This window comes from Flavobacterium sp. UBA2787 (assembly GCA_002352205.1).
Taxonomy (GTDB): Bacteria; Bacteroidota; Bacteroidia; order Flavobacteriales; family Flavobacteriaceae; genus Flavobacterium.
Window position 1 is genome coordinate 20,425 of the sequence record DEHZ01000010.1, and the last position, 25,790, is coordinate 46,214.

Annotated in this window: 20 protein-coding genes; all 20 read left to right on the forward strand. The window is 33.4% G+C overall.

Features of this window, described 5'->3' with window-relative positions:
- The first annotated feature begins 166 nt into the window (after positions 1–166).
- The 20 genes from B4N66_RS06745 (at position 167) to B4N66_RS06840 (ending at position 25,785) form a co-directional block, all read left to right on the forward strand.
- Positions 167–4,348, forward strand: coding sequence for a PAS domain S-box protein (locus B4N66_RS06745; protein ID WP_291093365.1), 4,182 nt, complete (start codon positions 167–169; stop codon positions 4,346–4,348).
- Between the two features lie 11 nt (positions 4,349–4,359).
- Positions 4,360–4,764 (forward strand): response regulator, encoded by a 405-nt coding sequence (locus B4N66_RS06750; protein WP_291093367.1) that lies wholly within the window; start codon positions 4,360–4,362, stop codon positions 4,762–4,764.
- 94 nt (positions 4,765–4,858) lie between these two features.
- Entirely contained in the window at positions 4,859–5,683 is an 825-nt protein-coding gene (locus B4N66_RS06755; protein ID WP_291093368.1) for a hypothetical protein, read from the forward strand.
- A gap of 686 nt (positions 5,684–6,369) precedes the next feature.
- Positions 6,370–6,738, forward strand: a complete 369-nt coding sequence (locus tag B4N66_RS06760) for a GreA/GreB family elongation factor (protein ID WP_291093370.1) — start codon at positions 6,370–6,372, stop codon at positions 6,736–6,738.
- Between the two features lie 326 nt (positions 6,739–7,064).
- A complete protein-coding gene (locus B4N66_RS06765; protein WP_291093372.1) occupies positions 7,065–7,457 on the forward strand; it encodes a helix-turn-helix domain-containing protein in 393 nt (130 codons plus the stop codon).
- Positions 7,458–7,847: 390 nt separating this feature from the next.
- On the forward strand, positions 7,848–9,644 hold the full coding sequence (gene typA / locus B4N66_RS06770; RefSeq protein ID WP_291093374.1) for a translational GTPase TypA: 1,797 nt from the start codon (positions 7,848–7,850) through the stop codon (positions 9,642–9,644).
- 198 nt (positions 9,645–9,842) lie between these two features.
- Complete coding sequence (gene recR, locus B4N66_RS06775) at positions 9,843–10,463, forward strand: recombination mediator RecR (RefSeq protein ID WP_291093376.1); 621 nt, start codon at positions 9,843–9,845, stop codon at positions 10,461–10,463.
- Between the two features lie 64 nt (positions 10,464–10,527).
- A complete protein-coding gene (locus B4N66_RS06780; protein ID WP_291093378.1) occupies positions 10,528–11,319 on the forward strand; it encodes a polysaccharide biosynthesis/export family protein in 792 nt (263 codons plus the stop codon).
- A gap of 12 nt (positions 11,320–11,331) precedes the next feature.
- On the forward strand, positions 11,332–13,803 hold the full coding sequence (locus B4N66_RS06785; RefSeq protein WP_291093380.1) for an exopolysaccharide transport family protein: 2,472 nt from the start codon (positions 11,332–11,334) through the stop codon (positions 13,801–13,803).
- Complete coding sequence (locus B4N66_RS06790) at positions 13,803–14,786, forward strand: SDR family oxidoreductase (RefSeq protein ID WP_291093381.1); 984 nt, start codon at positions 13,803–13,805, stop codon at positions 14,784–14,786. The genes B4N66_RS06785 and B4N66_RS06790 overlap by 1 nt, the downstream gene beginning before the upstream one ends.
- 13 nt (positions 14,787–14,799) lie before the next feature.
- Positions 14,800–16,191, forward strand: a complete 1,392-nt coding sequence (locus tag B4N66_RS06795) for a UDP-glucose 6-dehydrogenase (protein WP_291093382.1) — start codon at positions 14,800–14,802, stop codon at positions 16,189–16,191.
- A gap of 9 nt (positions 16,192–16,200) precedes the next feature.
- Complete coding sequence (locus B4N66_RS06800) at positions 16,201–17,478, forward strand: nucleotide sugar dehydrogenase (protein WP_291093383.1); 1,278 nt, start codon at positions 16,201–16,203, stop codon at positions 17,476–17,478.
- Between the two features lies 1 nt (position 17,479).
- Complete coding sequence (gene rfbB / locus B4N66_RS06805) at positions 17,480–18,526, forward strand: dTDP-glucose 4,6-dehydratase (protein ID WP_291093384.1); 1,047 nt, start codon at positions 17,480–17,482, stop codon at positions 18,524–18,526.
- 12 nt (positions 18,527–18,538) lie between these two features.
- On the forward strand, positions 18,539–19,558 hold the full coding sequence (locus tag B4N66_RS06810) for an NAD-dependent epimerase (RefSeq protein ID WP_291093386.1): 1,020 nt from the start codon (positions 18,539–18,541) through the stop codon (positions 19,556–19,558).
- 4 nt (positions 19,559–19,562) lie between these two features.
- On the forward strand, positions 19,563–20,567 hold the full coding sequence (locus tag B4N66_RS06815; RefSeq protein WP_291093387.1) for a glycosyltransferase family 2 protein: 1,005 nt from the start codon (positions 19,563–19,565) through the stop codon (positions 20,565–20,567).
- Entirely contained in the window at positions 20,564–21,721 is a 1,158-nt protein-coding gene (locus tag B4N66_RS06820) for a polysaccharide pyruvyl transferase family protein (protein ID WP_291093388.1), read from the forward strand. Before B4N66_RS06815 ends, B4N66_RS06820 begins: the two co-directional genes overlap by 4 nt.
- A 1-nt stretch (position 21,722) precedes the next feature.
- Positions 21,723–22,907, forward strand: coding sequence for a glycosyltransferase (locus B4N66_RS06825; RefSeq protein WP_291093389.1), 1,185 nt, complete (start codon positions 21,723–21,725; stop codon positions 22,905–22,907).
- Positions 22,900–24,093, forward strand: coding sequence for a glycosyltransferase (locus B4N66_RS06830; protein WP_291093391.1), 1,194 nt, complete (start codon positions 22,900–22,902; stop codon positions 24,091–24,093). The genes B4N66_RS06825 and B4N66_RS06830 overlap by 8 nt, the downstream gene beginning before the upstream one ends.
- A complete protein-coding gene (locus tag B4N66_RS06835) occupies positions 24,083–24,658 on the forward strand; it encodes an acyltransferase (RefSeq protein WP_291093392.1) in 576 nt (191 codons plus the stop codon). Before B4N66_RS06830 ends, B4N66_RS06835 begins: the two co-directional genes overlap by 11 nt.
- Positions 24,659–24,756: 98 nt before the next feature.
- Positions 24,757–25,785, forward strand: coding sequence for an ATP-grasp domain-containing protein (locus B4N66_RS06840; protein WP_291093393.1), 1,029 nt, complete (start codon positions 24,757–24,759; stop codon positions 25,783–25,785).
- Positions 25,786–25,790: the final 5 nt, after the last annotated feature.

Genomic DNA, 25,790 nt, shown 5'->3' on the forward strand with positions numbered 1-25,790 from the left:
GATAAACGAACAAGACCTACAGTATTGACTATTGCCTTCTCTTCAACTATTTTTCATTTTAAAAAAAATGAAAAAACGGCAACTCAATTTCCTACCACTACCTTCGGACTTAAAAGTGCGATACTTTTTCCTTATGCTTTAAACCCATCTAAACTATAGTTTATTTATGCAAAAAGTAAATAATAACTATACACGTCATTGGTGGACACTTTACAAAAATCATGTTCATGAAGTTATTTTATATAATGATTCTGATGATGCCAAGAAAGTAGATTATTGGAGAAATACAGTTTTTTGTAAAATCATAACTTACCTAACGCCTCTAAGTGTCATTGCTTTGGTTCCGAGTGTAATAATGTCTTTTATGCATGGGGTTCCTGTTGTGGGTTATATCGATTTGGTTACCTTTATTATTGTGGTAATCATAGCAGTTGTTCCGGGTATTAAACTCGAAGTTAGGAAGGCAATTTTTATATTTATTTTTTACTTTCTATCAATAATTCTACTTTATTTTTTGCCATTGCCTAGTCCTGGACTATTATTTTTATTGACCATTACAATTTTTTCATCCCTTATTTATTCTTCTTCTGCGGCCTATTTTTCCGCATGGGCAAATACATTAATTTGTATTGGTTTTGCTTTGTTATTTTATTTCGATATAAAATCCCCTTTCTTTGTTGAGTATAATTTTGGTGCATGGATTGCAGTATCTTCCAATTTGGTTTTTGTGAGTTTTACCTCTGCTAAATGTTTAGATTTATTACTTGTAGGGTTGTCTAAAGCATTAAAAAACAATAAAACTTCTGAGGCCAAACTTGAAAAAGCAAACCGTCTTTATCAGTTGATTAGCCAGATTAATCAAGCTATTGTTCACGTGAAAGATGCTAAAACACTTTTTTCAAAAGCATGTAACATCGCCACTGAGTACGGTCAATATAAAAAAGCTTGGATAAGTACTTTTGATCGAGAACATCAAAAAATTATTCTGGTTGATTCGTGTGGTATATGTCCAGATGAAATTAAATCATTCATAGATGTGCCTTATGAAACAAATGGTTCTATGGATTTTGTTTTAAAAACAGGTAATTATTTCTTGTGTAATGATATAGAACAAGAGCACGAAATTGTTAGTTGGAAACCGTTTGCCGAAAAGCACAACATTGGTTCCTGTATTATACTGCCCATTAAAAGAGGAGGTGAAATTTTTGGAACCTTAAATTTGTATGCCACTGAATCCAATTATTTTGATCAAGATGATATTACTTCACTTATGGAAGTAACCGGAGATATATCATTTGCCTTAGACCATTTTGATAAAGCAGAACGACACAAAGAAGCAGAAGAAATCATACTCAAAAACGAAAAACGTTTTAGAGCATTGATTGAAGATGGATCAGACATGATTACACTGACCACTTTAGAAGGGAAAATCATCTATGGCAGTCCTTCTGTTCCAAAATTATTTGGTTATACATTGGAGGAAATTTTAAACACATCAGCTTATGATCTTATTCATCCGGATGACATTACAGAGTTGGTGCATGAAATACGTTCGGTACTAGAAATACCGGGCAAATCTTTCTTAAATCAGCATCGAATTCTTCATAAAAACGGAGAATGGATTTGGTGTGAAGGAACGTTTACCAACCTACTTCATGAACCAGGCATCGAAGCTCTAGTATCAAATTTCAGAGATATATCTGAAAAGAAAGAAGCTGAAATAAAATTGCAACAAAACTTAATTGAGTTAGAAGCACTTTCCAAAGAACAATCAACTATTTTAAATACTTTACCGGCTAGTATAGCTTTGCTGGATCAAGACGGAACCATCGTCAAATTAAATGATGAATGGATTAATTTTGGTTTATCTAATGGGATGCCTAACACTTATCAGCAACTTGGAAAAAACTACATTGAAATATCCGAAAGATCGATAGGTAGAGAAGCTAAAAATGGTAAGCAAATGTCGAAAGGTTTACAAGAAGTATTGCGTGGTGAACGCGAATATTTTACAATGGAATATCAATGTGATTCAGTTACTGAAAAAAGATGGTTTAAAGCTGAAGTCAGACCTTTTAAAACGAATAACCATACCGGTGCAGTTGTCATGCACATTAATATTTCTGAACGAAAAAAAGCAGAAGCTGAAATGTTGCTTCTCATTAATAATACTGAAGAATCATTTTTACTACTCAATAATAATCTCCAAATCGTTTCCTTTAATGCACAATTTAAAAATTTGTATGAAAAATATTTTAAATTAAATGTACAAAAAGGGCATTATATTTTGGATTATACATTACCTGAAAGAAGAGAATATGTTGCGTCCATCTACAAAAAAGTATTGGGAGGCAATGTAGAAGAGTCTGAACTTACATTTCAAGATGCTAATAATTCAACACTTTATTTTTGCTTAAAATACAATCCCGCCAAAGATGAATCCGGAAACATTTTTGGTGTATTTGTGACAGCATCTGATATCACCGAAAAAAGAACAGCAGAAGTACAAAAAGAATTTGAAAGAAGAAATAAAGAAGCTCTTATCAATAGTACCGATGATTTAATTTGGAGTGTTTCTAAAGATTTTAAATTAATTGCAGCCAATAATTCCTTTATTGAAGAATTAAGAAAATATACCCATGTTGAAATTCAACAAGGCGATGATCTTTTTAAACACGATATTTACCCTGCGGAGTATTTAAATTATTGGAGAGACCTCTACACTAGAGCATTCACCGGAGAATCTTTTAAAGTTGAAATATTCACACCATCTGGAGAAAAAAGAGATGAATCTTGGACCGAAACAAGTTTTAGCCCTATTTTTATTAATAATCAACTATTTGGCGTTGCCTGCTATTCCCGAAATATAACGGAACGGAAAAAAATTGAACTCGAATTGCGTGCAAGCGAAACCAGATTGGCAGAAGCCCAATCGTTAGCCAAAATGGGCCATTGGGAAACAGAATTACTTACGGATAATATGTACTGGTCTGAACAAACCTATCAACTATTTGACTGTCCACCAAACGATTTTAAAACCATTCACCAAGATTTTCTCGACTATGTTCATCCGGACGATCGCAAAAAAGTGGATGCAGCTTTTAAAAATTCATTTGACACTACCACAGTTAATCTACTCGAACATCGTATCATTTCCCAAAAGGGCGATGTGAAATTTTTAGAAGAACGTTGGCAAATCATACGAGATAAACAAGGTGTGCCTGTAAAAGCAGTAGGAACCTGCCAAGATATCACCGATAGAAAAAAATCGGACCATGAAAATAAATTCAAAGCCGAACTTTTAGATACCATCGGTCAAGCGGTAATTGCCACTGACTTAGACGGCAAAGTCACTTTTTGGAATAAAGCAGCCGTAGAAATTTACGGTTGGACCTATGAAGAGGCTTATGGAACTGATATTATAGAATTAACACCTTCCATACAAACTAAAGAGGAGGGCGAAATAATCATGAAAAAATTAGCCAAAGGCGAAACATGGTCAGGCGAATTTTATATGAAAAGAAAAAGCGGCAGTTATTTTCCTGCCTTCGTTTATAATTCACCTGTTTTTGATGAATTCGGAAAACAAATAGGAATTATTGGTGTTTCTAACGACATATCCGAACGCAAAGAATATGAACTGGAACGTGCAAAAATAACCAGCGATCTGCTTCAACGAAACAGAGATTTAGAACAATTCACTTTTATTATTTCGCACAATTTGCGTGCACCCACCGCCAACATTATCGGATTCACCGAAATCTTGAAAGACGAAACACTCACACAACCTGAACAAAAAGAATTGTTATACGGACTTTCTTCTTCAGTGGCAGGTCTAGACTCTATCATTAAAGATATTAACTCCATATTGCAAGTAAACCGAGCAATTAACGAAAAGAAGGAAATAATATTTTTCACAAAACTGGTTGATGATATAATGAGTAACCTTGAACACTTACTCTACAAACAAAAAGTTCAATTAAAAATAGACTTTAAAGAAGTAGATCAATTCTTTTCTCTCAAAGTTTACATGCATAGTATTTTCTATAATTTAATTAGCAACAGCATCAAATACAGTATGGCTGATGTGCAGACCGTGATTGAAATAAGCAGTAAAATAGAAAAGGGAAAAGTAATCCTAGTCTTTAAAGATAACGGGTTAGGTTTTGATATGACAACAAAAGGCAATAAAGTGTTCGGACTCTATAAACGTTTTCACTCCCATGTGGAAGGAAAAGGAGTCGGCTTATTTATGGTAAAAACACAAGTAGAGGCAATAGGCGGAATCATAACCGTTGCGAGTGAAGTAAATAAAGGAACCGAATTCACAATTGTATTTGATAACTAAAAAAGTCCACTATGACAAAAATAGCGAAACAATTTATCATCGTTGACGACGACCGATTTAGTAATTTACTATCCAAAATAGTATTGGGAAAATTATTTGAAGGTGTGGAGATAAAGGATTTTTTAGTTCCTGAATTAGCCCTTGATTACATCAAAGCAGAATTTAAATACCGTGAAACCACCGAAAAAACAATGTTGTTTCTAGACATCAATATGCCAACCCTTTCCGGCTGGGAATTCCTTCACTCATTTAATTCACTTCCGGATTCTATCAAAAAACAGTTTGATATCTATATGCTTTCGTCGTCTATTGACCCGGCAGATATTGAGCGAGCTAAATTAAATCCGCTGGTGACAGATTTTATTGAAAAACCAATTAATCGTGAGGCTTTGGAGCGTTTGTTTGGGAGGGAGTAATGTGTTATTGGTGAATTTGTTAAAAACAATTAGTAACAATTAAACCTTTTACTAAAAATTAAGTCATAGTCTAAACCTTTAAAAAAAACAGATTATGAAAAACACATCCATTTTTGCACTTGGTTTATTCCTTTTAGTGGCAGTTTCCTGTTCCAAAGAAGAGGAACGAAATGTAGACCAACAATTGCTCAAATCTTCTTCAGAAATCGACGTTACCAACGAATTAGATTTTAATGCAGGTATCGATATAACCACAACCAATTCCTCTTACTCGGCCAGACCATCTGAAAATACTATAAGCAACGACTGTCTCACCATCACAGTAGACAATCCCGGGTTAGGCGTTTTTCCTAAAACTTTTGTGTTAGATTATGGAACAGGCTGCACCTTTAACGGCATTACCCGGTCCGGAACTTTAACCATTACACTTACCGATTATTTAATGAACACCGGCTCAGTCATGACCGTCGAAAGAGGTGATGATTATTACATTAACGGAAGAAAATTAGAAGGAACAATTACCTACACCAACACTACGTCCAATCCAACCACGCCACAATGGGAAAGAACCATTGTAAATGGCGGAATTATCACCTTAAACGGAAATTATTATAACTTCTCCGGCGAACGAGTAGTAACCATGACAGAAGGAGTAGGCACAACCACTTTGGCAGACAACGTCTATGAAATCTCAGCCGGCACACACACGATTAGTAATCTGGCCAATGGAGCCACTATAAACCTTACCATTGTTGAACCTTTGATAAAAAAATACGCTTGTATGAATATCTCACAAGGAAAATTAGCACTGCAAGGAGCTGTTCTCGATGGCATCTTAGATTATGGCGACAACACCTGCGATAACCAAGCCATTTACACCCATTCCAACGGAAACCAATACAATGTAACCTTGTTCTAAAGAGTCCATATATACTAAATTGTTTTTTTAAATCCCGTTTTAACAACAGTTTAAACGGGATTTTTTGTATAAATCATTCGTATATCCTTGAAAAAGATGATAGGCAATGGATGAAAAATAATGACTATTTATTTTTGAAGAGAATACCTCACAATCTTTTTATCTCAAAAAACGAAGAATATCTATAAACAGTTGCTATGTTCTGAAATAATTGTACAGTTTGTTTCATACTGGTTTTAGTTTACAGTTTTAGATTAATACTGTTTTTGGTCATAAAAAATTCTGTTATAGTTCTGACCCGTGCTAAAATAGCTATACTATGATCTAATGGGCGACTGTAAATTTTTTAATCCATTAATAATCCCTACCTTTGTGACCTACAAAAACAAATAAATAATGACCATTTCAAACTTTTATTTATCTAATAGCAGATTGATACGATTAGTTGGTTCGTTATTCTATTTGCACGATGACGCATTTCTTCAAAATTCCAAAGAATTTATTACTTCTGCCCTGTAAGGACTCCATACAGGGACACCTCTACGCAAAGTAATTATATTTTTTAAAATTTCAATTTTCATATAGCAATCAGGATAGCATTAAATTATGACGATGTAATTTTATGTCGCACTATTTAATGGGAGTCTTTTACTCTGACTTTATGTAATTGAGCATTATTGCCTATTATGTCACAAAGAATAATTTTAACAACAGGAATTTACGATTTAATTAAAGAACACGTACGAAGAAAAAGAGTAAGCTTTCAAGAAGAAGAGATTCTTTTGAAAGAACTAAAAACTGCTTCACAAGTTTTAAGAAGAGATTTGCCCAAAGAAGTGGTTACGGTGAACAAATTGGTTACCTATAAAGACCATCAAACTAACCAAGACAGAACTGTAACTTTTGTTGGGCCAACCAGAGCCAAGCAAAGTAAGAACAAAATTTCAATTTTATCTGATGAGGGCATTGCCATTGTTGGACACAAAGAAGGAGACATCATCGAATGGCCAGCTCGAAAAGGAGCTTTAAAATTAGAAATTATAAAAGTACAATAACTTTTATAACATAAAAAGCCTCTAATTAGAGGCTTTTTTAAACTAACTTTGACCCTATTTTACATAATGTTTTTCATACATTACTCATACACTATCCATACTTGGGATAGGGGGATGCTGATACGGTGAGTCGTTTGACCCGTCTTTTATTGTTTTTAGCATTTTGGTTAGTTAAAAATTTGTGGTGATTTAAAAAAGTTTATTTTTGTATAATTGTACCGATTTGTTTTGTGATGAAAATTTGTGTTGGTGTAATTTTGTTTTTTACAAGCACTCTTTGTATTTTACTAGCGGGACTTAACGACTAATTTTTATATTTTTGTATTATGAGCACGACAACAAAACCGAAACATATAGGCCGCAACATTAGCCGGATTAGAGAATTACGTGGAATGAAGCAAGAAGCGTTGGCTATTGCAATTGGCGTGAGCCAGCAGACGATTTCTAATATTGAAAATAGCGAAGTCGTTGAAGATGAAAAATTACAAAAGATTGCTGAAGCACTAAATGTAAGTGCAGAGGCAATTAAGAATTTTAGTGAGGATAGCATTCTCAATATTGTTTCAAATAATTTTACTAGTAATGATACTTCTACTTTAAATGCTATTAATATTCAACCAACATTTAATCCATTGGACAAAGTAGTTGAACTCTATGAACGTTTAGTTCAGGCAGAAAAGGATAAGGTTGCTTATTTGGAGAAGTTGTTGAATAAATAATTTAGGATTTTTTAGATTTTTTTCCTCCCCCCAGCCCCCTCTGAAGGAGGGGAAGATGAGATGTTGAAATGACTGCTATTTTGGGAGTCATGAATCCTTTTGTATCCTTTTTCGCTAAGCGAACAAAAAAAATCAGGGAAATTAGTTTCATCCATCCCATCCGTGTGCCTTTAAAAGAAGGTAATGGGTAATGGGTAATTGGTAATGGGCGATAGGTGAATTTTCTGTTCACATTGTTCAAAAATCAAAAATCGTTAATAAATTATCTTTAACCCATTACCCATCACCCATCACCCTCATTATTACCCTAACGTTAAATCTCTCAATGTTTTAACTAAAAATTTTTTATGTAGAAATAATGTGTACCTTTGCACCCTGAAAAAATAACAGATGGAATCAATTAGAAACATTGCAATTATTGCCCACGTTGACCACGGTAAAACTACTTTGGTTGACAAAATTATGTATCACTGTCAGCTTTTTCGTGAAAACGAAAACACCGGTGATTTAATCTTAGACAACAACGATTTAGAACGTGAACGTGGAATTACTATTACTTCAAAGAATGTTTCGGTTCAGTATAAAGGCACCAAAATCAACATTATAGACACCCCGGGTCACGCCGATTTTGGTGGTGAAGTAGAGCGTGTATTGAACATGGCAGACGGTGTTTGCTTGTTAGTAGATGCTTTTGAAGGACCAATGCCACAAACGCGTTTCGTATTGCAAAAAGCTATCGATTTAGGTTTAAAACCATGTGTCGTAATCAATAAAGTAGATAAAGAAAACTGTACTCCGGAAGAAGTACACGAAAAAGTATTCGACTTAATGTACGAATTAGGTGCTCAAGAATGGCAGTTGGATTTTCCAACCGTGTATGGTTCTGCTAAGAACAACTGGATGTCTGATCATTGGGAAAACGTAACGGATAATGTGGAAGCATTATTGGATATGGTTGTTGAAAATGTACCTGCTCCTAAAGTATCAGAAGGAACGCCTCAAATGTTAATTACTTCGTTAGATTTCTCTTCATTCACCGGTCGTATTGCGATTGGTCGTTTAGAAAGAGGTGTTTTAAAAGAAGGAATGCCGATTTCTTTGGTAAAAAGAGATGGTAAAATACTTAAATCAAGAATTAAAGAAATACACACTTTTGAAGGTCTTGGACGTAAAAAAGTAACCGAAGTTATCGCCGGAGATATTTGTGCGATTGTAGGTGTTGAAGGATTTGAAATTGGCGATACTATTGCTGATTTTGAAAATCCGGAAGCGTTGCAAACTATCGCAATCGATGAGCCTACAATGAGTATGTTGTTTACCATTAATGACTCTCCTTTCTTTGGAAAAGAAGGTAAATTTGTAACATCGCGTCATATTAGAGATCGTTTAACAAAAGAATTAGAGAAAAACTTAGCAATGAAGTTAGGTGAAACTGATTCAGCTGATAAGTTTATGGTTTTTGGTCGTGGCGTACTTCACTTATCTGTTCTTATTGAAACCATGAGAAGAGAAGGGTATGAGTTGCAAATTGGTCAGCCACAAGTAATCATCAAAGAAATTGATGGTGTTAAATGTGAGCCAATTGAAGAACTAACCATCGATTTACCGGAAAGTGTTTCCGGAAGAGCCGTTGAGTTTGTTACCTTGCGTAAAGGTGAAATGCTTTCTATGGAAACAAAAGGTGAGCGTATGATTGTAAAATTCAACATTCCATCACGTGGAATTATTGGATTACGTAACCAATTGTTAACCGCAACTGCCGGAGAAGCCATTATGGCACACCGTTTCATTGGTTACCAACCTTACAAAGGAGAAATTGCCGGACGTAACAAAGGTTCGTTAATTTCTATGGAAAAAGGAAAAGCTATTCCTTATTCAATCGATAAATTGCAAGATCGTGGTAAGTTTTTTGTTGAACCAAATGCTGAAATTTATGAAGGTCAGGTAATTGGAGAAAATTCTCGTAGCGATGATATGAGTATAAACGTAACCAAAGAGAAAAAACTATCTAACGTTCGTTCATCCGGAAATGATGATAAAGCAAGAATTATTCCGCCGATTATTTTCTCTTTGGAAGAAGCGTTAGAATACATTCAAAAAGATGAATATGTTGAGGTTACACCAAAATCTATTCGTTTAAGAAAAATTTATTTGACGGAAAACGATAGAAAACGTTTTAAAATATAATTGATTTGAATCCCGATGAAAATCGGGATTTTTTTATGTTTATTTTAGCCACGAATTGCACGAATTTACACGAATTGATTAGTGTCAATTCGTGTAATTTGTTGCTTTAAATGAATTTTTATAGCAATCCTACGTTATTAAAGAAACTTTCGAGAGAATTGTTAAAGCAATACGATTGAAAAATGTATTTTTGTTGCAATGGAATTTTCTTCAAAATTATTGGAAAAAGCAGTGAACGAAATGGCACAATTACCCGGAATAGGTAAGCGTACAGCCCTTCGTTTAGTATTGCATTTGCTGAAACAACCCAAAGAACAAACACAATTTTTGGCAGAATCGTTGCAAACGATGCGAAATGATGTGAAGTATTGCAAAAGTTGTCATAATATTTCCGATGTTGAGCTCTGTGAGATTTGTGCCAACGAGAAACGAAATCACCAAATTGTTTGTGTAGTAGAAGATATTCGGGATGTGATGGCAATTGAAAACACAGGTCAGTTTAAAGGCGTGTATCATGTGTTGGGAGGAAAGATTTCTCCGATTGATGGAGTAGGGCCAAGTCAGTTAAACATATCCACCTTAGTTGAAAAAGTGAGTTCAGGAAAAGTCGCTGAAGTTATCTTTGCGTTAAGTTCTACGATGGAAGGCGATACGACAAACTTTTACATTTACAGACAAATTCAACAGTATGAAATCAAGACTTCTACCATTGCGAGAGGAATTTCGGTGGGTGACGAATTGGAGTATGCAGACGAAATTACGTTAGGAAGAAGCATTTTAAATCGCATTCCATTTGAAAACACTATGAAAAGCAGTTAATTATGGGTCTACATATTTTTATATTCTAATGGAAAAACTATATTTGTTGGCTAAAAATTTTAAAATGAATAAAAACCATATATTTCTATTTCTTTCTCTTGTACTTTTAACTGTGTCATCTTGTGTTCCTACAAAAGATTTAAAGTATCTTCAGGATAGTAAAAACAGCAATGATACTCTGATCATGAGCGAAATTGTTAAGAAGCCGTATAGAATTCAGAGTAATGATATTTTGGTAATTAACATAAAAACAATTGATCCCGAACTAACACAGATGTTCAAGATAACTGAAGGAAACAGAAATATTGTTACTGAGCAAAATATGTTTTTTGAAGGTTTTAATGTTGATGACCACGGTAACATTAGAATTCCAATTTTGGATGAGGTAAAAGTATTGGGACTTACCACTGAGGAAGTACGTTTAACAATTGAAAAACGATTATTAGAAGAGTATTTTAATGCAGAAGCAAGTTTATTTGTGACTGTAAAGTTGGCCGGTATTCGCTATACGATCAATGGAGAAATACGAAATCCGGGAACAAATATTATTTATAATGAAAGAGCGACCATCATGGATGCTATTTCCAATTCCGGTGATATAACGATGACTGGTGATCGAAAAAATGTACTTATTGTTAGACAGTATCCTCACGGTGTTGAAATGCATACGATTAATCTTCTTGATAAAAAGGCTTTAGAATCCCCTTATTATTACATTCAACCCAATGATTTTATTTTAGTTAATCCATTAAAACAGAAATCTTGGGGAACGGGAACAACTGGTATTCAAACGTTGACCACTATCATTTCTGCTCTATCGCTTGTTACGTCGATTATAGTATTGTCACGATTATAATTTTTTACAATTATGCTTGAATCTAAAGATTTTACACTTTTTGAAAATCAAATTAAGTTTGATTTTAAAGGTTTTATTATAAAAACAGCCGGTTACTGGAGGTGGTTTTTGGTTAGCTGGATAGTCGGTTTTTTAATTGCTTATAATGTAAATATCAGAAAAGAGAAAATTTATGAATTAGACACCACTGTTGCAGTAAAAGAGGAAAATAATCCTTTTTTTACCACTAATACAAGTTTAGTATTTAATTGGGGAGGCACTTCTGATCAGGTTCAAAGTTTGGCCTCTACACTTAAATCAAGGTCGCATAATGAAGTTGTTGTTGACCGTTTAGATTTTTATCTAGACTACCTTAAGAAAGATAAATATTACATGAAGGATGTATATGGATCAGTTCCCTTTAAAGTTGTTATTGATAAATCTAAAAATCAATTAGTTAGGTCTTTAATAAGTATAAAATTTATTTCGGAAAATGAATATGAGTTAGGAATAACTTTTGAAAACGATCAGGCTGAAACATTTGTATACAAAACAAATACTTCCAGTCAAACAGGCGTGAATAATGGCATTTTAAAAAAGAAATTTAAACTTAATCAAGCTACTAATTTACCTTTTTTAAACATAAAATTAGAAAAAGCAGAGTATTTTGGGAACTATATTGGACAAGAATATTTTATTAAGTTTAATAAGTTTGATGAAACGGTATCCAAATATCGTAATATAAAAACAGCGATTGACAAAAATGCTCTTTCTTTAATTAAACTTAGTTTGGAAGGTACCAATAAAAACAGATTGGTTACTTATTTGAATGAAACCGTTAAAACAATTATTAAAGCTCAATTAGATAGAAAAAATCAATTTGCAACCAATACTATTGCTTTTATCGATAGTACTTTGTTAGCTATGGAAGGTAAATTAAAAGAAAATGAAAATGAATTAAAAAACTTCAGTAAAAATAAAAACTATTATCAAATTAACACGGGAGGAAGTCAAATTTCAGGTAAGATTTTAACCTATGAAGTTGAGAAAGATGGCATAGTCAGAAAAATTGCCTATTACAATTCTTTGCGTAATTATTTGGTAAACAGTGTTGATTTTTCTAAGTTACCAGCACCTTCTGTTGCAGGAATTGATGATCCAAATATAGCACAAAACGTCTCTAAAATTATTGATTTATCGACAGAAAGAGCCCAAAAGCCTTATTTGGTTAAAAATAAAAAAATGTTTAAAGATTTTGATGTTCAAATAGAAGCATTAAAAAATGTTTTATTAGAAAATATTACTACAGCAAAATCTTCTTTAGAATATGATTTGTCAATGGTTAATTCAAAATTAAATCAAGCTGAATCAGAAATAAGCAAATTGCCCGAAGATGAGCAAGAAATTTTGAAAATAACTAGGAAATACGATTTAAACAACGCCATATTTACTAATTTTCTCAGTAAACGAAATGAAGCAAACATTGTCAAAGCGGCTAATTTAGCAGACGTACACTTTATTGATCCTGCCAAAGACATTGGTGGAGGACAGATTGGACCCAATACGAAAGTTAATTATGTATTGGCCTTTTTTCTAGGTTTACTTATACCGCTTATTGCGGTTTTGATAATTTTCTTTTTAGAAAACACCATTTTAAATGCGGAAGATATTAGTAAGCTTACAACCATTCCCATTATTGGTATAGTGGGTGTTAAGCAAACCAAGTCAAATTTAGCTGTATTTGAAAAACAAAAGTCGTCACTTTCAGAGTCGATTCGAGCTATTCGTTCTTCGCTACAATTTATGTATAAAAAACAAAAAATTGAAGGCACCAAAACATTAATGCTTACTTCATCTATTAGTGGAGAAGGAAAAACATTTTGTTCTATCAACATTGCCACTGTATTTGCTTTAAGTGAGAAAAAAACAGTAATTGTTGGTTTAGATTTACGAAAGCCGAAGATTTTTGATGATTTTAAAATTAAGAACGATATTGGAGTCGTAAATTTTTTAATTGGTCAAAAAACATTAGATGAAGTAATTCAAAATACCCATATTCCCTATCTAGATGTTATTACTTCCGGTCCTGTTCCTCCAAATCCTTCCGAACTACTTATAGGTGAATCGATGGATCAATTGATGGCTAGTTTGCGAGAGCGATATGATTACATTATTTTGGATACACCACCTGTTGGTTTAGTAGCCGATGCGATTGAATTAGCACCGTATGCAGATGTAACATTGTATGTTATACGTCAGAATTATACCAAAAAAGAGATGATTAACCTTTTGAACAATAGAATGCAACGCGAAGAGTTGAAAAATGTGAGTATTGTATTTAACGGATTCGAAAATAGAGCTAAATATGGAACAGGCTATGGTTACGGCTATGGTTATGGTTATGGCTATAGTTATATTTATGGCAATTATACAAATGCATACGGAGAGGATGATAAACCAAAAACTTTTTTAGATAAAGTTAAAAAAGCAATCAGAAAAAGATAATGAACAATTCAATACAGCAATATTCTATTTTGGTTACGGGAGGTGCCGGATTTATCGGTTCTAATCTTTGTCACTATTTTTTAGAGAAAGGACATCGTGTTACCTGTTTAGACAATTTTGCAACAGGACATCGTCATAACGTAGCACCCTTTTTAACCAATTCCAATTTTACACTAATTGAAGGCGATATAAGGGATTTGAATACTTGTCACTCTGCTGTGATAGGGATTGATTATGTGTTACATCAAGCAGCTTTAGGCTCTGTGCCAAGATCGATTCATGATCCTATAACATCCAATGATGTAAATGTATCCGGTTTCTTGAATATGCTAGTAGCTGCTAGGGATGCCAAAGTGAAACGATTTATATATGCTGCCAGTTCTTCTACGTATGGTGATTCTGAATCACTTCCAAAAGTGGAAGAGATTATCGGCAAACCTCTTTCCCCTTATGCCATTACCAAATATGTGAATGAACTGTATGCTGAAATATTTAGTAAAACCTATGGGTTGGAAACTATTGGCTTGCGGTATTTTAACGTTTTTGGAAGAAGGCAAGATCCAGACGGAGCTTATGCAGCCGTAATTCCAAAATTCGTAAAATTATTAATCAAGCACGAAAGTCCGGTTATTAACGGAGATGGACTTTTTTCCAGGGATTTTACCTATATTGATAATGTGATTCAAATGAATGAACTTGCTATGTTAACGCAAAATCCTTCTGCTGTAAATACAGTTTATAATACGGCATATGGTGATCGGACTACCTTAAATCAGATGGTGACCTTGCTTAGAGAATACTTATCAGTATACGACGAACAAATTGCTAACGTTGACGTTATATATGGTCCCAGTCGTGCAGGTGATATCCCGCATTCCTTAGCTAGTGTTGAAAAAGCAAAACAATTACTCCATTATCAACCTCGCTTTTCTTTTAGTGAAGGACTTAAAGAAGCGGTTGATTGGTATTGGAAAAATCTATAATACTATTATTAGCATGAAAATTACAAAAATTTGTTGCATTGGAGCTGGTTATGTAGGAGGTCCTACAATGGCCGTTATTGCTCAAAAATGTCCCCATATCCAAGTAACTGTAGTCGATTTGAATGAACAAAGAATCAAGTTATGGAATGATCCCAATGTAGAAAACATACCTATTTATGAACCTGGGCTAAGTGAGGTGGTTGCTGAAGCTCGTGGTAGAAATTTATTTTTCTCTACCAATGTAGACCAAGCCATTGACGAAGCCGAAATGATTTTTATTTCTGTTAACACTCCTACCAAAACTTATGGTTCCGGTAAAGGTTTGGCGGCTGACTTAAAATATATCGAGTTGTGTGCTCGTCAAATTGCTCGCGTTTCAAAAACGGATAAAATTGTGGTAGAAAAATCTACTTTACCGGTTAGAACGGCTGAGGCAATTAAAAGCATTTTGCAGAATACCGGAAACGGTGTTAAATATCAAATACTCTCTAATCCTGAATTTTTGGCAGAGGGAACTGCCGTGGAAGATTTATTTAGTCCTGACAGAGTTTTGATTGGTGGTGAAACAACGCCGGAAGGTGAACATGCTATTCAAGCTTTGGTTGAAGTTTATGCCAATTGGGTGCCTAAAGAAAGGATATTAACTACTAATGTATGGTCTTCAGAGTTATCAAAATTAGTTGCTAATGCTTTTTTAGCACAGCGTGTATCGTCTATTAATGCCATTTCTGAATTATGTGAAAAAACAGGTGCTGATGTAAATGAAGTTTCCAAAGCCATTGGAATGGATAGCCGAATTGGTTCGAAATTTTTGAAAGCCTCTGTAGGTTTTGGCGGATCGTGTTTTCAAAAAGACATATTAAACTTAGTTTATATTGCCAAATCGTATGGATTGAATGAAGTGGCTGATTATTGGGAGCAGGTGATTATTATGAATGATCATCAAAAAACCCGATTCTCTAAAAAAATTGTTACCACCCTTTATAATACAGTTGCCGATAAAAAAATTACTTTTTTAGGTTGGGCTTTCAAAAAAGATACCAATGATACTCGTGAATCAGCCGCTATTTATGTGGCGGATAATTTACTGTTTGAACAAGCCAATATAGTTGTTTTTGATCCTAAAGTGAGTTACAACCAAATTTTATCCGATTTAAATTATTTGTGTTCTCGATCGGAGGATGAAAATAGTGGACATATTTCAGCTACTTCCGATCCTTATGAGGCTTGTGCGGGAGCTCATGCCATTGCTATACTTACGGAATGGGATGAATTTAAAAATTATGATTGGGAAAGAATATTTACCAATATGAACAAACCCGCCTTTGTTTTTGATGGTAGAAACTTATTAGACAAAGAAAAATTAACCAAAATTGGTTTTAAATACCAAGCCATTGGTTCTTAAATAAAAAAAATGAATATAAAAATTGCTGTTATCGGTTTAGGATATGTAGGATTGCCTCTAGCTCGTCTATTTGCTACTAAATATCCTGTAGTGGGGTTTGATATTAATCAAAAACGTATTGAAGAGCTTAATCAAGGATTAGACAATACACTAGAGGTAGATGAACAACTATTGAAAGCTGTTTTGACTGACGAACCACTTACGAAGAACGGACTGTTTTGTTCTTCGAATTTGGAAGACATTCACGATTGTACTTATTATATTGTTACTGTGCCTACTCCGGTTGATAAAAATAACAGACCTGATTTAACTCCTTTATACAAATCCAGTGAAACCGTTGGAAAAGTGCTAAAAAAAGGTGACATCGTTATCTATGAATCAACGGTTTATCCTGGTGTTACTGAAGATGAATGCGTGCCTGTTTTGGAACGCGTAAGCGGTTTGCAATTTAATGTTGACTTTTTTGCCGGCTATTCTCCTGAAAGAATTAACCCGGGTGACAAAGAACATACGGTAGATAAAATATTAAAAGTAACTGCTGGTTCAACTCCCGAAATCGGTATTAAAGTTAATGAACTTTATAAATCAGTTATCACGGCAGGAACCCATTTGGCTCCTACGATCAAAGTGGCCGAAGCTGCTAAAGTTATTGAAAATTCGCAACGTGATATTAATATTGCCTTTGTGAATGAATTAGCTAAGATTTTTAACATGCTGGATATAGATACCCACGCTGTGCTTGAAGCAGCTGGGACAAAATGGAATTTTCTTCCTTTTAAACCTGGATTGGTGGGCGGACATTGTATTGGAGTTGATCCTTACTATTTAGCCCAAAAAGCCCAAGAAGCGGGCTATCATCCAGAAATAATTTTGGCGGGAAGACGTTTGAACGACAGTATGGGTGAATATGTAGCCTCACAGGTTGTTAAGCTTATGATTAAAAAGGGTATTACGATTAACAAAGCGAAAGTTTTGATGTTGGGTATCACTTTTAAAGAAAACTGTCCTGATGTTCGCAATACAAAAATTGTTGATGTAATCAAAGCTTTAGCTGATTATGGCATCGCTGTATCTATTTACGATCCTTGGGCTAACCCGAATGAAGTGAAACATGAATATAATTTAACAATGTCTAATGAATTGGTAAACGAACAATTTGATGGTATTGTTTTGGGTGTAGCTCACAAAGAATTTTTGACACTTGATTTTGAGGAATTAAAAAATGAGCACGCTATTGTTTATGATGTAAAAGGGATATTAACTACACAAGCAGACGGAAAATTATAGTATGAAAAAAATTCTAATCACCGGAGGTGCAGGATTTATTGGGTCACATGTTGTGAGACGTTTTGTTACCAACTATCCACAGTATAGCATCTATAATTTGGATGCCTTAACCTATGCCGGAAATTTAGAGAATATTACAGATATTGATCAACTTCCCAATTATACTTTTGTGAAAGGGGATATTACGGATGCTGATTTTATAACAGCTTTATTTGTAAAAGAACAATTTGATGGTGTGATTCACTTGGCAGCCGAATCACATGTAGATCGGTCCATAACCGATCCGTTGGCATTTGTGAAAACCAATGTTATTGGTACAATGAATTTGCTGAACGCCGCAAGAGAAATTTGGAAAAAGAATACAGACGGAAAGCGTTTTTATCACATTTCAACCGATGAAGTTTACGGTACGTTGGGAACAACCGGTTTGTTTACAGAAGAAACTCCTTATGAACCCAATTCGCCTTATTCGGCTTCCAAAGCCGCTTCTGATCATTTTGTTCGTGCTTATGGCGAAACGTATGGTTTGCCCTATGTTATTACCAATTGTTCTAATAATTATGGACCTAATCATTTTCCTGAAAAATTAATTCCGTTGTTCATCAACAATATTATAAACAATAAACCTTTGCCTGTTTATGGCGATGGAAATTATACCAGAGATTGGCTATATGTAATTGATCACGCTATTGCCATAGATTTGGTTTTTCATAAAGGTCGCAATCATGAAACATATAACATTGGCGGTTTCAACGAATGGAAGAATATTGATTTAGTACGTCTTTTGTGTCAAAAGATGGATGCTACATTAAACAGACCAACCGGAACTTCCGAGCAGTTAATCACATTCGTGAAAGATCGTCCGGGTCATGACTTACGCTATGCTATTGATGCAACTAAAATTAATAAAGAACTCGGGTGGAAACCTTCGGTTACCTTTGAGGAAGGTTTGGAAGCTACCATTGAGTGGTTTTTAAGTAACGAAAAATGGCTTACTAGTGTTACGTCTGGTGACTATCAGCGTTACTACGATAAGCAATATTCATAAAAAACAAATGGTATGAAAGTATTAGTAACAGGAGCAGCCGGATTTATTGGCTATCATTTGTCTGAAAAATTACTTTCAGAGGGGCATATAGTGGTTGGATTGGATAATCTCAACGATTATTATGATGTTCAGCTTAAATTAGGTAGATTAAATGAACTTGGAATCACCGAAGTTACTTTGAATTATAATCAATTGTATTTGGGTTTAAAGCATAATGAAAAGTTCAGTTTTATTAAGCTCAATTTGGAAGATCATGACGCTGTAAATCAACTATTTAAAAATCAACAATTTGATTTAGTTTGCAATTTAGCCGCACAAGCGGGTGTTCGTTATAGTCTAGAAAAACCTTTTAAATATGTAGAAAGTAATGTGAGTGGATTTTTATCCATTTTGGAGGGTTGTAGAAATCATCACGTGAAAAAACTGATTTATGCCAGCAGTTCCAGTGTATATGGACTAAACGAGAAGATTCCCTTTTCTACCGAAGATGCAGTAGATCATCCGATTAGTTTGTACGCAGCTACCAAAAAGGCCAACGAATTAATGGCTCACACCTATAGTCATCTATTTGGAATTCAAACGGTTGGTTTACGGTTTTTTACCGTTTACGGACCTTGGGGAAGACCTGATATGGCCATGTTCTTGTTTACAGACGCTATCTTAAATAATAAACCTATACAAGTGTTTAATCACGGTAATTTGTCAAGGGATTTTACTTATATTGATGATATTGTAGGCGGAATGTTAAAAATTGCCAAGGCTTTTCAAGAAGACACCTTTAAAACAACCTATAAATTGTATAACATAGGAAACAGTAAACCTGTAAAATTACTCGATTTTATTGAGGCCATTGAAGAGGTTACACAAAAAAAAGCCATCAAAGAACTATTACCCATGCAGCCAGGCGATGTAGAAAAAACATGGGCCGATGTTGAAGATTTAAAAAACGATTTCAATTATAATCCCAACACTGATATAAAAGTTGGTGTAGCCGCTTTTGTTAAATGGTATAAAGAATATTATTCACTTTAATACTATGATTAAAATTTCTGTTGTGATACCGGTTTACAATGCTGAAAATCATTTAGCAGAGTGCCTTGATTCTGTATTAAATCAAAGCTTATCTGATATTGAAGTAATTTGTATCGATGATGGTAGTGAAGATGATTCATTAACAATTTTAAAACAATATGCTGAAACTGATTTTAGATTAAAGATACTATCACAAGCAAACCAAGGTGTTTCTGTTGCAAGAAATGCCGGACTTGAAGTTGCTAAAGGAAAATATGTTAGTTTTGTTGACGGAGATGATACTATTGATAAAGATTTTTTACAAAATTTATATAACATAATTGAAATACATGAAGTAGATGTTGTATTTTCTAAGCTATTTGACCACGAAAGTTTTAATCAATTTTTCAATGTTCTACATAGAGAAGAGATAAGAAATACATTACTTCGTTTCTTTATTAAAGATGCTCAGTTTTATTCTGTTTGCAATAAACTTTTCTCAAATAGTATAATTCAAAGAAATCAAATACGATTTCCACAAGGAGTTAAATTAGGAGAAGACGGTCATTTTAATATACAGTTTTTGATTTGTAGTGAAAAAGTTTTCTTTTTTGATTATTGTGGTTATCAATATAGAGAGGTTGATGAAAGTGCAACACGAAATATTTTTAAACATAATTATATTCAAAAAGCAGTTGAGAACTATATGATCGATTGGACACCTATATTAGGTGATGTTATCAGTTCTAAAGAAATTCAACATTTAAAAAAAGTTACTTTTGTAAAAAAAATTATTTCGCTAACCTATATTTATGCAAATCCCAAAAGCGGACTTTCTTTAAAGAAAAGATTATTTAAATTAAAAGAAATCATAAACAATCAGGAGGTATCTGATGTTTTTTCGGATATTAGCCTTAAAAATGAACTTAATCTTACTAGATACAAGGGTGCTATATTTGATGGGATTAGGAATAAAAACATATTTTATATATATATATTAACACTTTTTAGTTATTACAGAAACAAATGAGAATATTACTTTTTTTACACGGCGGAAGTTTAAATAGAGGATGCGAAGCAATAATAAGATCTGCAATACCAATTATAAAGAAGAGCAACCCCACTGCAACAATTAATTTAGCATCTTTTGATCCTGAATCTGATAGAGATATACCTGGAATTAATAAAGTATTTGACACCCTCTCTAGGCCAATAAAAAAATACAGTTTAGATTGGTTTAAAAGTTTGTATTATGTCAAATTTCATCATTCTGATGAATTTGCACATAAAGCAATGAACAAAAAGCTTTTAGATTTGATTCCACAGCATGATGTTTTTTTATCAGTAGGAGGAGATAACTATTGTTACGGAGAACAACCTTGGCTTTATGTTGTTGATAAATGCATTAAAAATGCAGGAAAAAAAATAGTCCTTTGGGGTGCTTCCATTGGAGAAGAAGATTTATCACCAGCTAAAATTGAAGATTTAAAACAATTTGATTTATTATTAGTAAGAGAGACACTCACAGAGACAATATTAAAAAATAACGGAATTACCAATGTAAAACTTTGTGCAGATGGTGCTTTTACGATGGAAAAAGAAGAGCTTCCACTTCCGGCAGGCTGGCAAGAAGGTAATACCCTGGGATTTAATTATAGTCCATTGGTTTGGAAAAAAAATAAATCGTCAAAAGAAGCTTCTTTAAAATTAATTCAACATATTCTGGATACCACTGATATGACTGTGGCTCTAACCCCTCATGTCATGATTAATGGCAATAACGATTATGAAATTTTGAAGGAGTTTTATAACCAATTTAAATCTAGTAATCGTATCATTCTGTTACCAGATAATTTGAATGCTATTCAATACAAAGGGTATATTGCTCGTATGCGATTTTTTATTGGGGCTAGGACTCATGCAACCATTGCAGCTTATTCTAATATGGTTCCAACGATGGTTTTAGGTTATAGTGTAAAATCTAAAGGAATTGCAAAAGATATTTTTGGTAGTGAAAGACTAGTTTTGGATTTAAGTGAAATTTCAGACACAACCAAATTAATTGAAAAATTCGAAGAATTAAAACGTGACGAAGCAGAACTTCGTGAAATTCTAAACAAACAAATGCCGCAAACTAAATCAATGTCTTTTAAAGCAGGTGAGTATTTGGCATCAATAGTTTAAAATGAAAAAAAAAATCATATTTATCATTCCATCAGTTGATGCAGGTGGGGCTGAAAAAAGCCTTGTAAATTTATTGCATACCATAAACTATGATTTGTATGCCGTTGATTTGTTGCTTCTAAAGAATGAGGGTATTTTTTTTGATAGTTTGCCTCACCAAGTAAATCTTGTTCAGCTCGGGAAAGCCTATGATACTTTTTCATTACCGCTTCTCAAGGCAGTTTTATTTTTTTTACTACGGTTAGAAATCAAATTGGCTTTCTGCAGATTTATGTTTTTTTGGCAAGGCAGAAAAAAAAGAACTATAGGTGTAAATGAACAACAGCAATGGAAATACCTTCAGCCTATTATTGGCTCTGTCAACAAAACGTATGATGCTGCCATTGGTTTCTTGGAAAAAACGTCTAACTACTTAGTTGTAGATTGTATTAAAGCCGATCGAAAAATTGGTTTTATACATAACGATTATACAAAGCTCCAAGTAAATAAAGAGTTTGATTTTACCTATTTCAAACAATTGAATGCTGTTTTGACCATTTCTGAGCAATGTTTAGAAGTATTGCAACATACTTTTCCCGAACTGAGTTCAAAATTTAAAATAATGTATAACATTGTTTCCGTTGACTTAATCAATCAGATGGCTCAAGCTGATATGAAAGTTTCAAAAGATGAAAACTATTTGCTTTCCATCGGTCGGTTAGATACTCAAAAGGGATTTGATATGGCGATTCATGCCGTTAAACTATTGGTTGATAAAGGAGTAGCTATTAAATGGTATATTATTGGTGAAGGACCGGAACGAAAAAATTTAGAAACGTTACTACTAACTCTTGGACTTTCCAATCATGTTTCTCTATTGGGTTTAAAAAAGAATCCGTATCCTTACTTGAAAAATGCACTTATTTACGTTCAACCTTCCCGATTTGAAGGTAAATCCATTGCAATAGATGAGGCAAAAATTTTATGTAAACCAATTCTTGTTACAGATTTTTCTACTGTTGGTGATCAAATTGAACATTTACAAACCGGGTATATTACTAAAATGAATCCTGAAAGTTTAGCCGAAGGAATTGAAAAAATGCTATTGGATGCTGAGCTTCGATTACAATTGAGTCAACAATTGCAATTTTTACAATTGGATACAGCTACAGAAATTGAAAAATTATATACATTAATTCATGAATAATACCAAGAAAAAAATACTTTTTATCATTAATAATTTAAGTTGTGGCGGTGCAGAAAATGCACTTGTTTCATTGCTTCAAGTGTTTGATTATCAGAAGTATGATGTTGATTTGTTATTGATGAAAAGCGAAGGTGTTTTTTTAAAAAAATTACCCAAGGAAGTTCAACTTTTGCCGGCTCCCAAAGAGATTCCCTTTTTTGACATGTCTTTTAAAACAGCGGTTTTAAGAAGTTTAGCTACATTTCGATGGGATATAATTTTAGCCCGACTGGTTTATTTATTCTATGCCAGAAACGAACCAGTGCCTACTATCAAAGATCAAAAATTGTGGAGAGCTATGCGTATTTGCTTACCTAAGCTACCTCAAAAGTATGATGTATCGATCAGCTTCCTCGAAAATATTCCGAATTGCTACAATGTTGATAAAGTGACTTCGACCAAAAAAATTGCGTTTATCCGAAATGACTATGAAAAGTTAGGTATGGATCCGGAATTGGATCGACCTTATTTTAAACAATTAACCGCTTTGTTAACTGTTTCTAAATCCTGTGAAGCCATTTTGCAACGACTTTTTTCAGATCTACCCATTCAAATCGGAACCATGCAAAGTGTTTTTTCATTAGAAACTATTAAAGTTATGGCTGCAGAACCAATACAAGAAGATTTTTCAGGTCACACTATTGTTTCTGTCGGACGATTAGATCCCCAAAAAGGTTTTGATTTAGCCATTAAAGCATGTTCTCTTTTGGTTCAAAAAGGTTATGCTGTTAAATGGTATATCTTAGGAGAAGGTAATTTGAGAAACGAATTGCAAAACCAAATTAATAATTTGCAACTAACGGATCATTTCTTTTTGATCGGAGCAAAAGAAAACCCCTATCCTTATTTGCAAAAAGCATCAATTTATGCTCAAACGTCAAGATTTGAAGGAAAATCACGTGCTACTGAAGAAGCAAAAATTCTTCAAAAAATTATTTTAGCTACTAATTTCCCAACGGTTTCAGACCAACTTACTCATCTTGAAAACGGTTATATTGTTGATTTAAATGAAGAAGCCATTGCAGAAGGTATAATACAACTAATTGAAAATAAAGAAATTGGAGAACAACTTAAACAGAATCTAAGCATTTCTCAAATTAACAACGATCAAGAGTTAAAAATTCTTTATGATATAATTGAAAAATAAAAATTTACTTATGAAAATTATTAATTTTTTAAGATCACGATTAAGAAAATATATTAACCAAGAAGTTTGGTTAAAAGATGATATTAAAAATGGATTAAAAATTGGCAAAGGATGTAAAATACAACCCGGCTTAATGGTAGATAATTCTAACGCTTGGTTAATCGAAATTGGTGATTATGTAACCATAGCTCCCCAAGCTTATCTTTTAGCTCATGATGCCAGTACAAAAATTCCTTTAGGAGGCACTAAAATTGGTAAAATAGTTTTGGAGGACTATTGTTTTATTGGTGCCCGTGCACTGATTATGCCCGGTGTTAGAGTTGGCAAAAATTCAATTGTTGCTGCAGGAAGTGTTGTAACTAAAAGTGTTCCTGAAAATACTGTAGTAGGAGGTAATCCTGCCAAGTTTATTTGTACCGTTGAAGATTATTTGAATAAGCAGAAAGAATTAATGAAAGTACTTCCTAACTATGATGATTCCTATTCAATTCAAAAAAATGTTTCTTTTGAAAAGAGAATGCAAATGAGCGAAGATTTAAAAGATCAAATGGGTTTTAGATTTTAAAAATAGAGTTAATTTTAGATACTTGAAAAATATATAAATAAGAATTAGGTAAACTCAATAGTTTTAAGGTTTTCCTTTTACAAATTAAAATAAAAAAAATGAAAATTGCCATTCATAAAAGAATAGATAGTTATTCAGAAAGATGGGTAGAATACTGCGAAAAAAATAATATAAGTTATAAGCTTGTTAATGCTTATAGCTCTGATATAATTGCAGAAGTTGACGATTGTGACGTTTTTATGTGGAATCATGCTCAACATTTACACAAAGATGCATTAACCGCTAAAAATGTTATTTTTTCTTTAGAACATGCAGGAATTACTGTATTTCCTAATTTTAAAACGACTTGGCATTTTGATGATAAAGTCGCTCAAAAATATTTATTAGAAGCGATTAAAGCTCCAATGGTAGCGAGCTATGTATTTTATGATGAAATAGAAGCCTTAAATTGGCTTAAAGAACAGAAGTATCCGGTTGTTTTTAAACTTAAGCGGGGAGCAGGCTCATCTAACGTTCGTTTGTTACATAGTTTTAAAGAATCTAAAAGTGTCGTAAAGAGAGCATTTAAAAATGGGTTTGAGCCGTTTAAGGAGTCTAGATTAACGCTTTTAAACTATAGAATTAAAAATTTTAAAGATGGACAAGGAAATTTTTTAGGACTATTAAAGGCTTTTTACAGATTTGTATTTCCAAAGTTTGGACAGTTAGGAGAATTGCATCAACGTGAAAAGGGATACGTTTACTTTCAGGATTTTATTCCAAATAATTTATTTGATATTCGTGTGGTAGTGGTAGGTAATAAAGCATTTGCACTTAAACGCCTTGTAAGAGAGAATGATTTTAGAGCATCAGGAAGTGGAAAAATAGTTTATGATAAAAACCAAATTGATTTACGTTGTATCAAAATTGCTTTTGAAATTAACAATAAACTTGAAACACAAAGTATTGCTTATGATTTTGTATTTGATAAAGATAATAATCCTTTAATTATTGAGATTTCCTATGGATATTCTATTTCAGCTTATGACTACTGTGAAGGGTTTTGGGACGAAAATTTGAATTGGCATAACGAAAAAGTCACTCCACAGCATTGGATTATTGAAGATTTGATAAAAAGTTTAAAATAATAATT

Coding starts and splice junctions, on each gene's coding strand:
- B4N66_RS06750 (WP_291093367.1), top strand. CDS start 4,360: ATGACAAAAATAGCGAAACAATTTATCATCGTTGACGACGACCGATTT.
- B4N66_RS06800 (WP_291093383.1), top strand. CDS start 16,201: ATGAATATAAAAATTGCTGTTATCGGTTTAGGATATGTAGGATTGCCT.
- B4N66_RS06830 (WP_291093391.1), top strand. CDS start 22,900: ATGAATAATACCAAGAAAAAAATACTTTTTATCATTAATAATTTAAGT.
- B4N66_RS06755 (WP_291093368.1), top strand. CDS start 4,859: ATGAAAAACACATCCATTTTTGCACTTGGTTTATTCCTTTTAGTGGCA.
- typA (WP_291093374.1), top strand. CDS start 7,848: ATGGAATCAATTAGAAACATTGCAATTATTGCCCACGTTGACCACGGT.
- B4N66_RS06810 (WP_291093386.1), top strand. CDS start 18,539: ATGAAAGTATTAGTAACAGGAGCAGCCGGATTTATTGGCTATCATTTG.
- B4N66_RS06840 (WP_291093393.1), top strand. CDS start 24,757: ATGAAAATTGCCATTCATAAAAGAATAGATAGTTATTCAGAAAGATGG.
- B4N66_RS06815 (WP_291093387.1), top strand. CDS start 19,563: ATGATTAAAATTTCTGTTGTGATACCGGTTTACAATGCTGAAAATCAT.
- B4N66_RS06760 (WP_291093370.1), top strand. CDS start 6,370: ATGTCACAAAGAATAATTTTAACAACAGGAATTTACGATTTAATTAAA.
- B4N66_RS06765 (WP_291093372.1), top strand. CDS start 7,065: ATGAGCACGACAACAAAACCGAAACATATAGGCCGCAACATTAGCCGG.
- rfbB (WP_291093384.1), top strand. CDS start 17,480: ATGAAAAAAATTCTAATCACCGGAGGTGCAGGATTTATTGGGTCACAT.
- B4N66_RS06825 (WP_291093389.1), top strand. CDS start 21,723: ATGAAAAAAAAAATCATATTTATCATTCCATCAGTTGATGCAGGTGGG.
- recR (WP_291093376.1), top strand. CDS start 9,843: ATGGAATTTTCTTCAAAATTATTGGAAAAAGCAGTGAACGAAATGGCA.
- B4N66_RS06795 (WP_291093382.1), top strand. CDS start 14,800: ATGAAAATTACAAAAATTTGTTGCATTGGAGCTGGTTATGTAGGAGGT.
- B4N66_RS06780 (WP_291093378.1), top strand. CDS start 10,528: ATGAATAAAAACCATATATTTCTATTTCTTTCTCTTGTACTTTTAACT.
- B4N66_RS06790 (WP_291093381.1), top strand. CDS start 13,803: ATGAACAATTCAATACAGCAATATTCTATTTTGGTTACGGGAGGTGCC.
- B4N66_RS06820 (WP_291093388.1), top strand. CDS start 20,564: ATGAGAATATTACTTTTTTTACACGGCGGAAGTTTAAATAGAGGATGC.
- B4N66_RS06745 (WP_291093365.1), top strand. CDS start 167: ATGCAAAAAGTAAATAATAACTATACACGTCATTGGTGGACACTTTAC.
- B4N66_RS06785 (WP_291093380.1), top strand. CDS start 11,332: ATGCTTGAATCTAAAGATTTTACACTTTTTGAAAATCAAATTAAGTTT.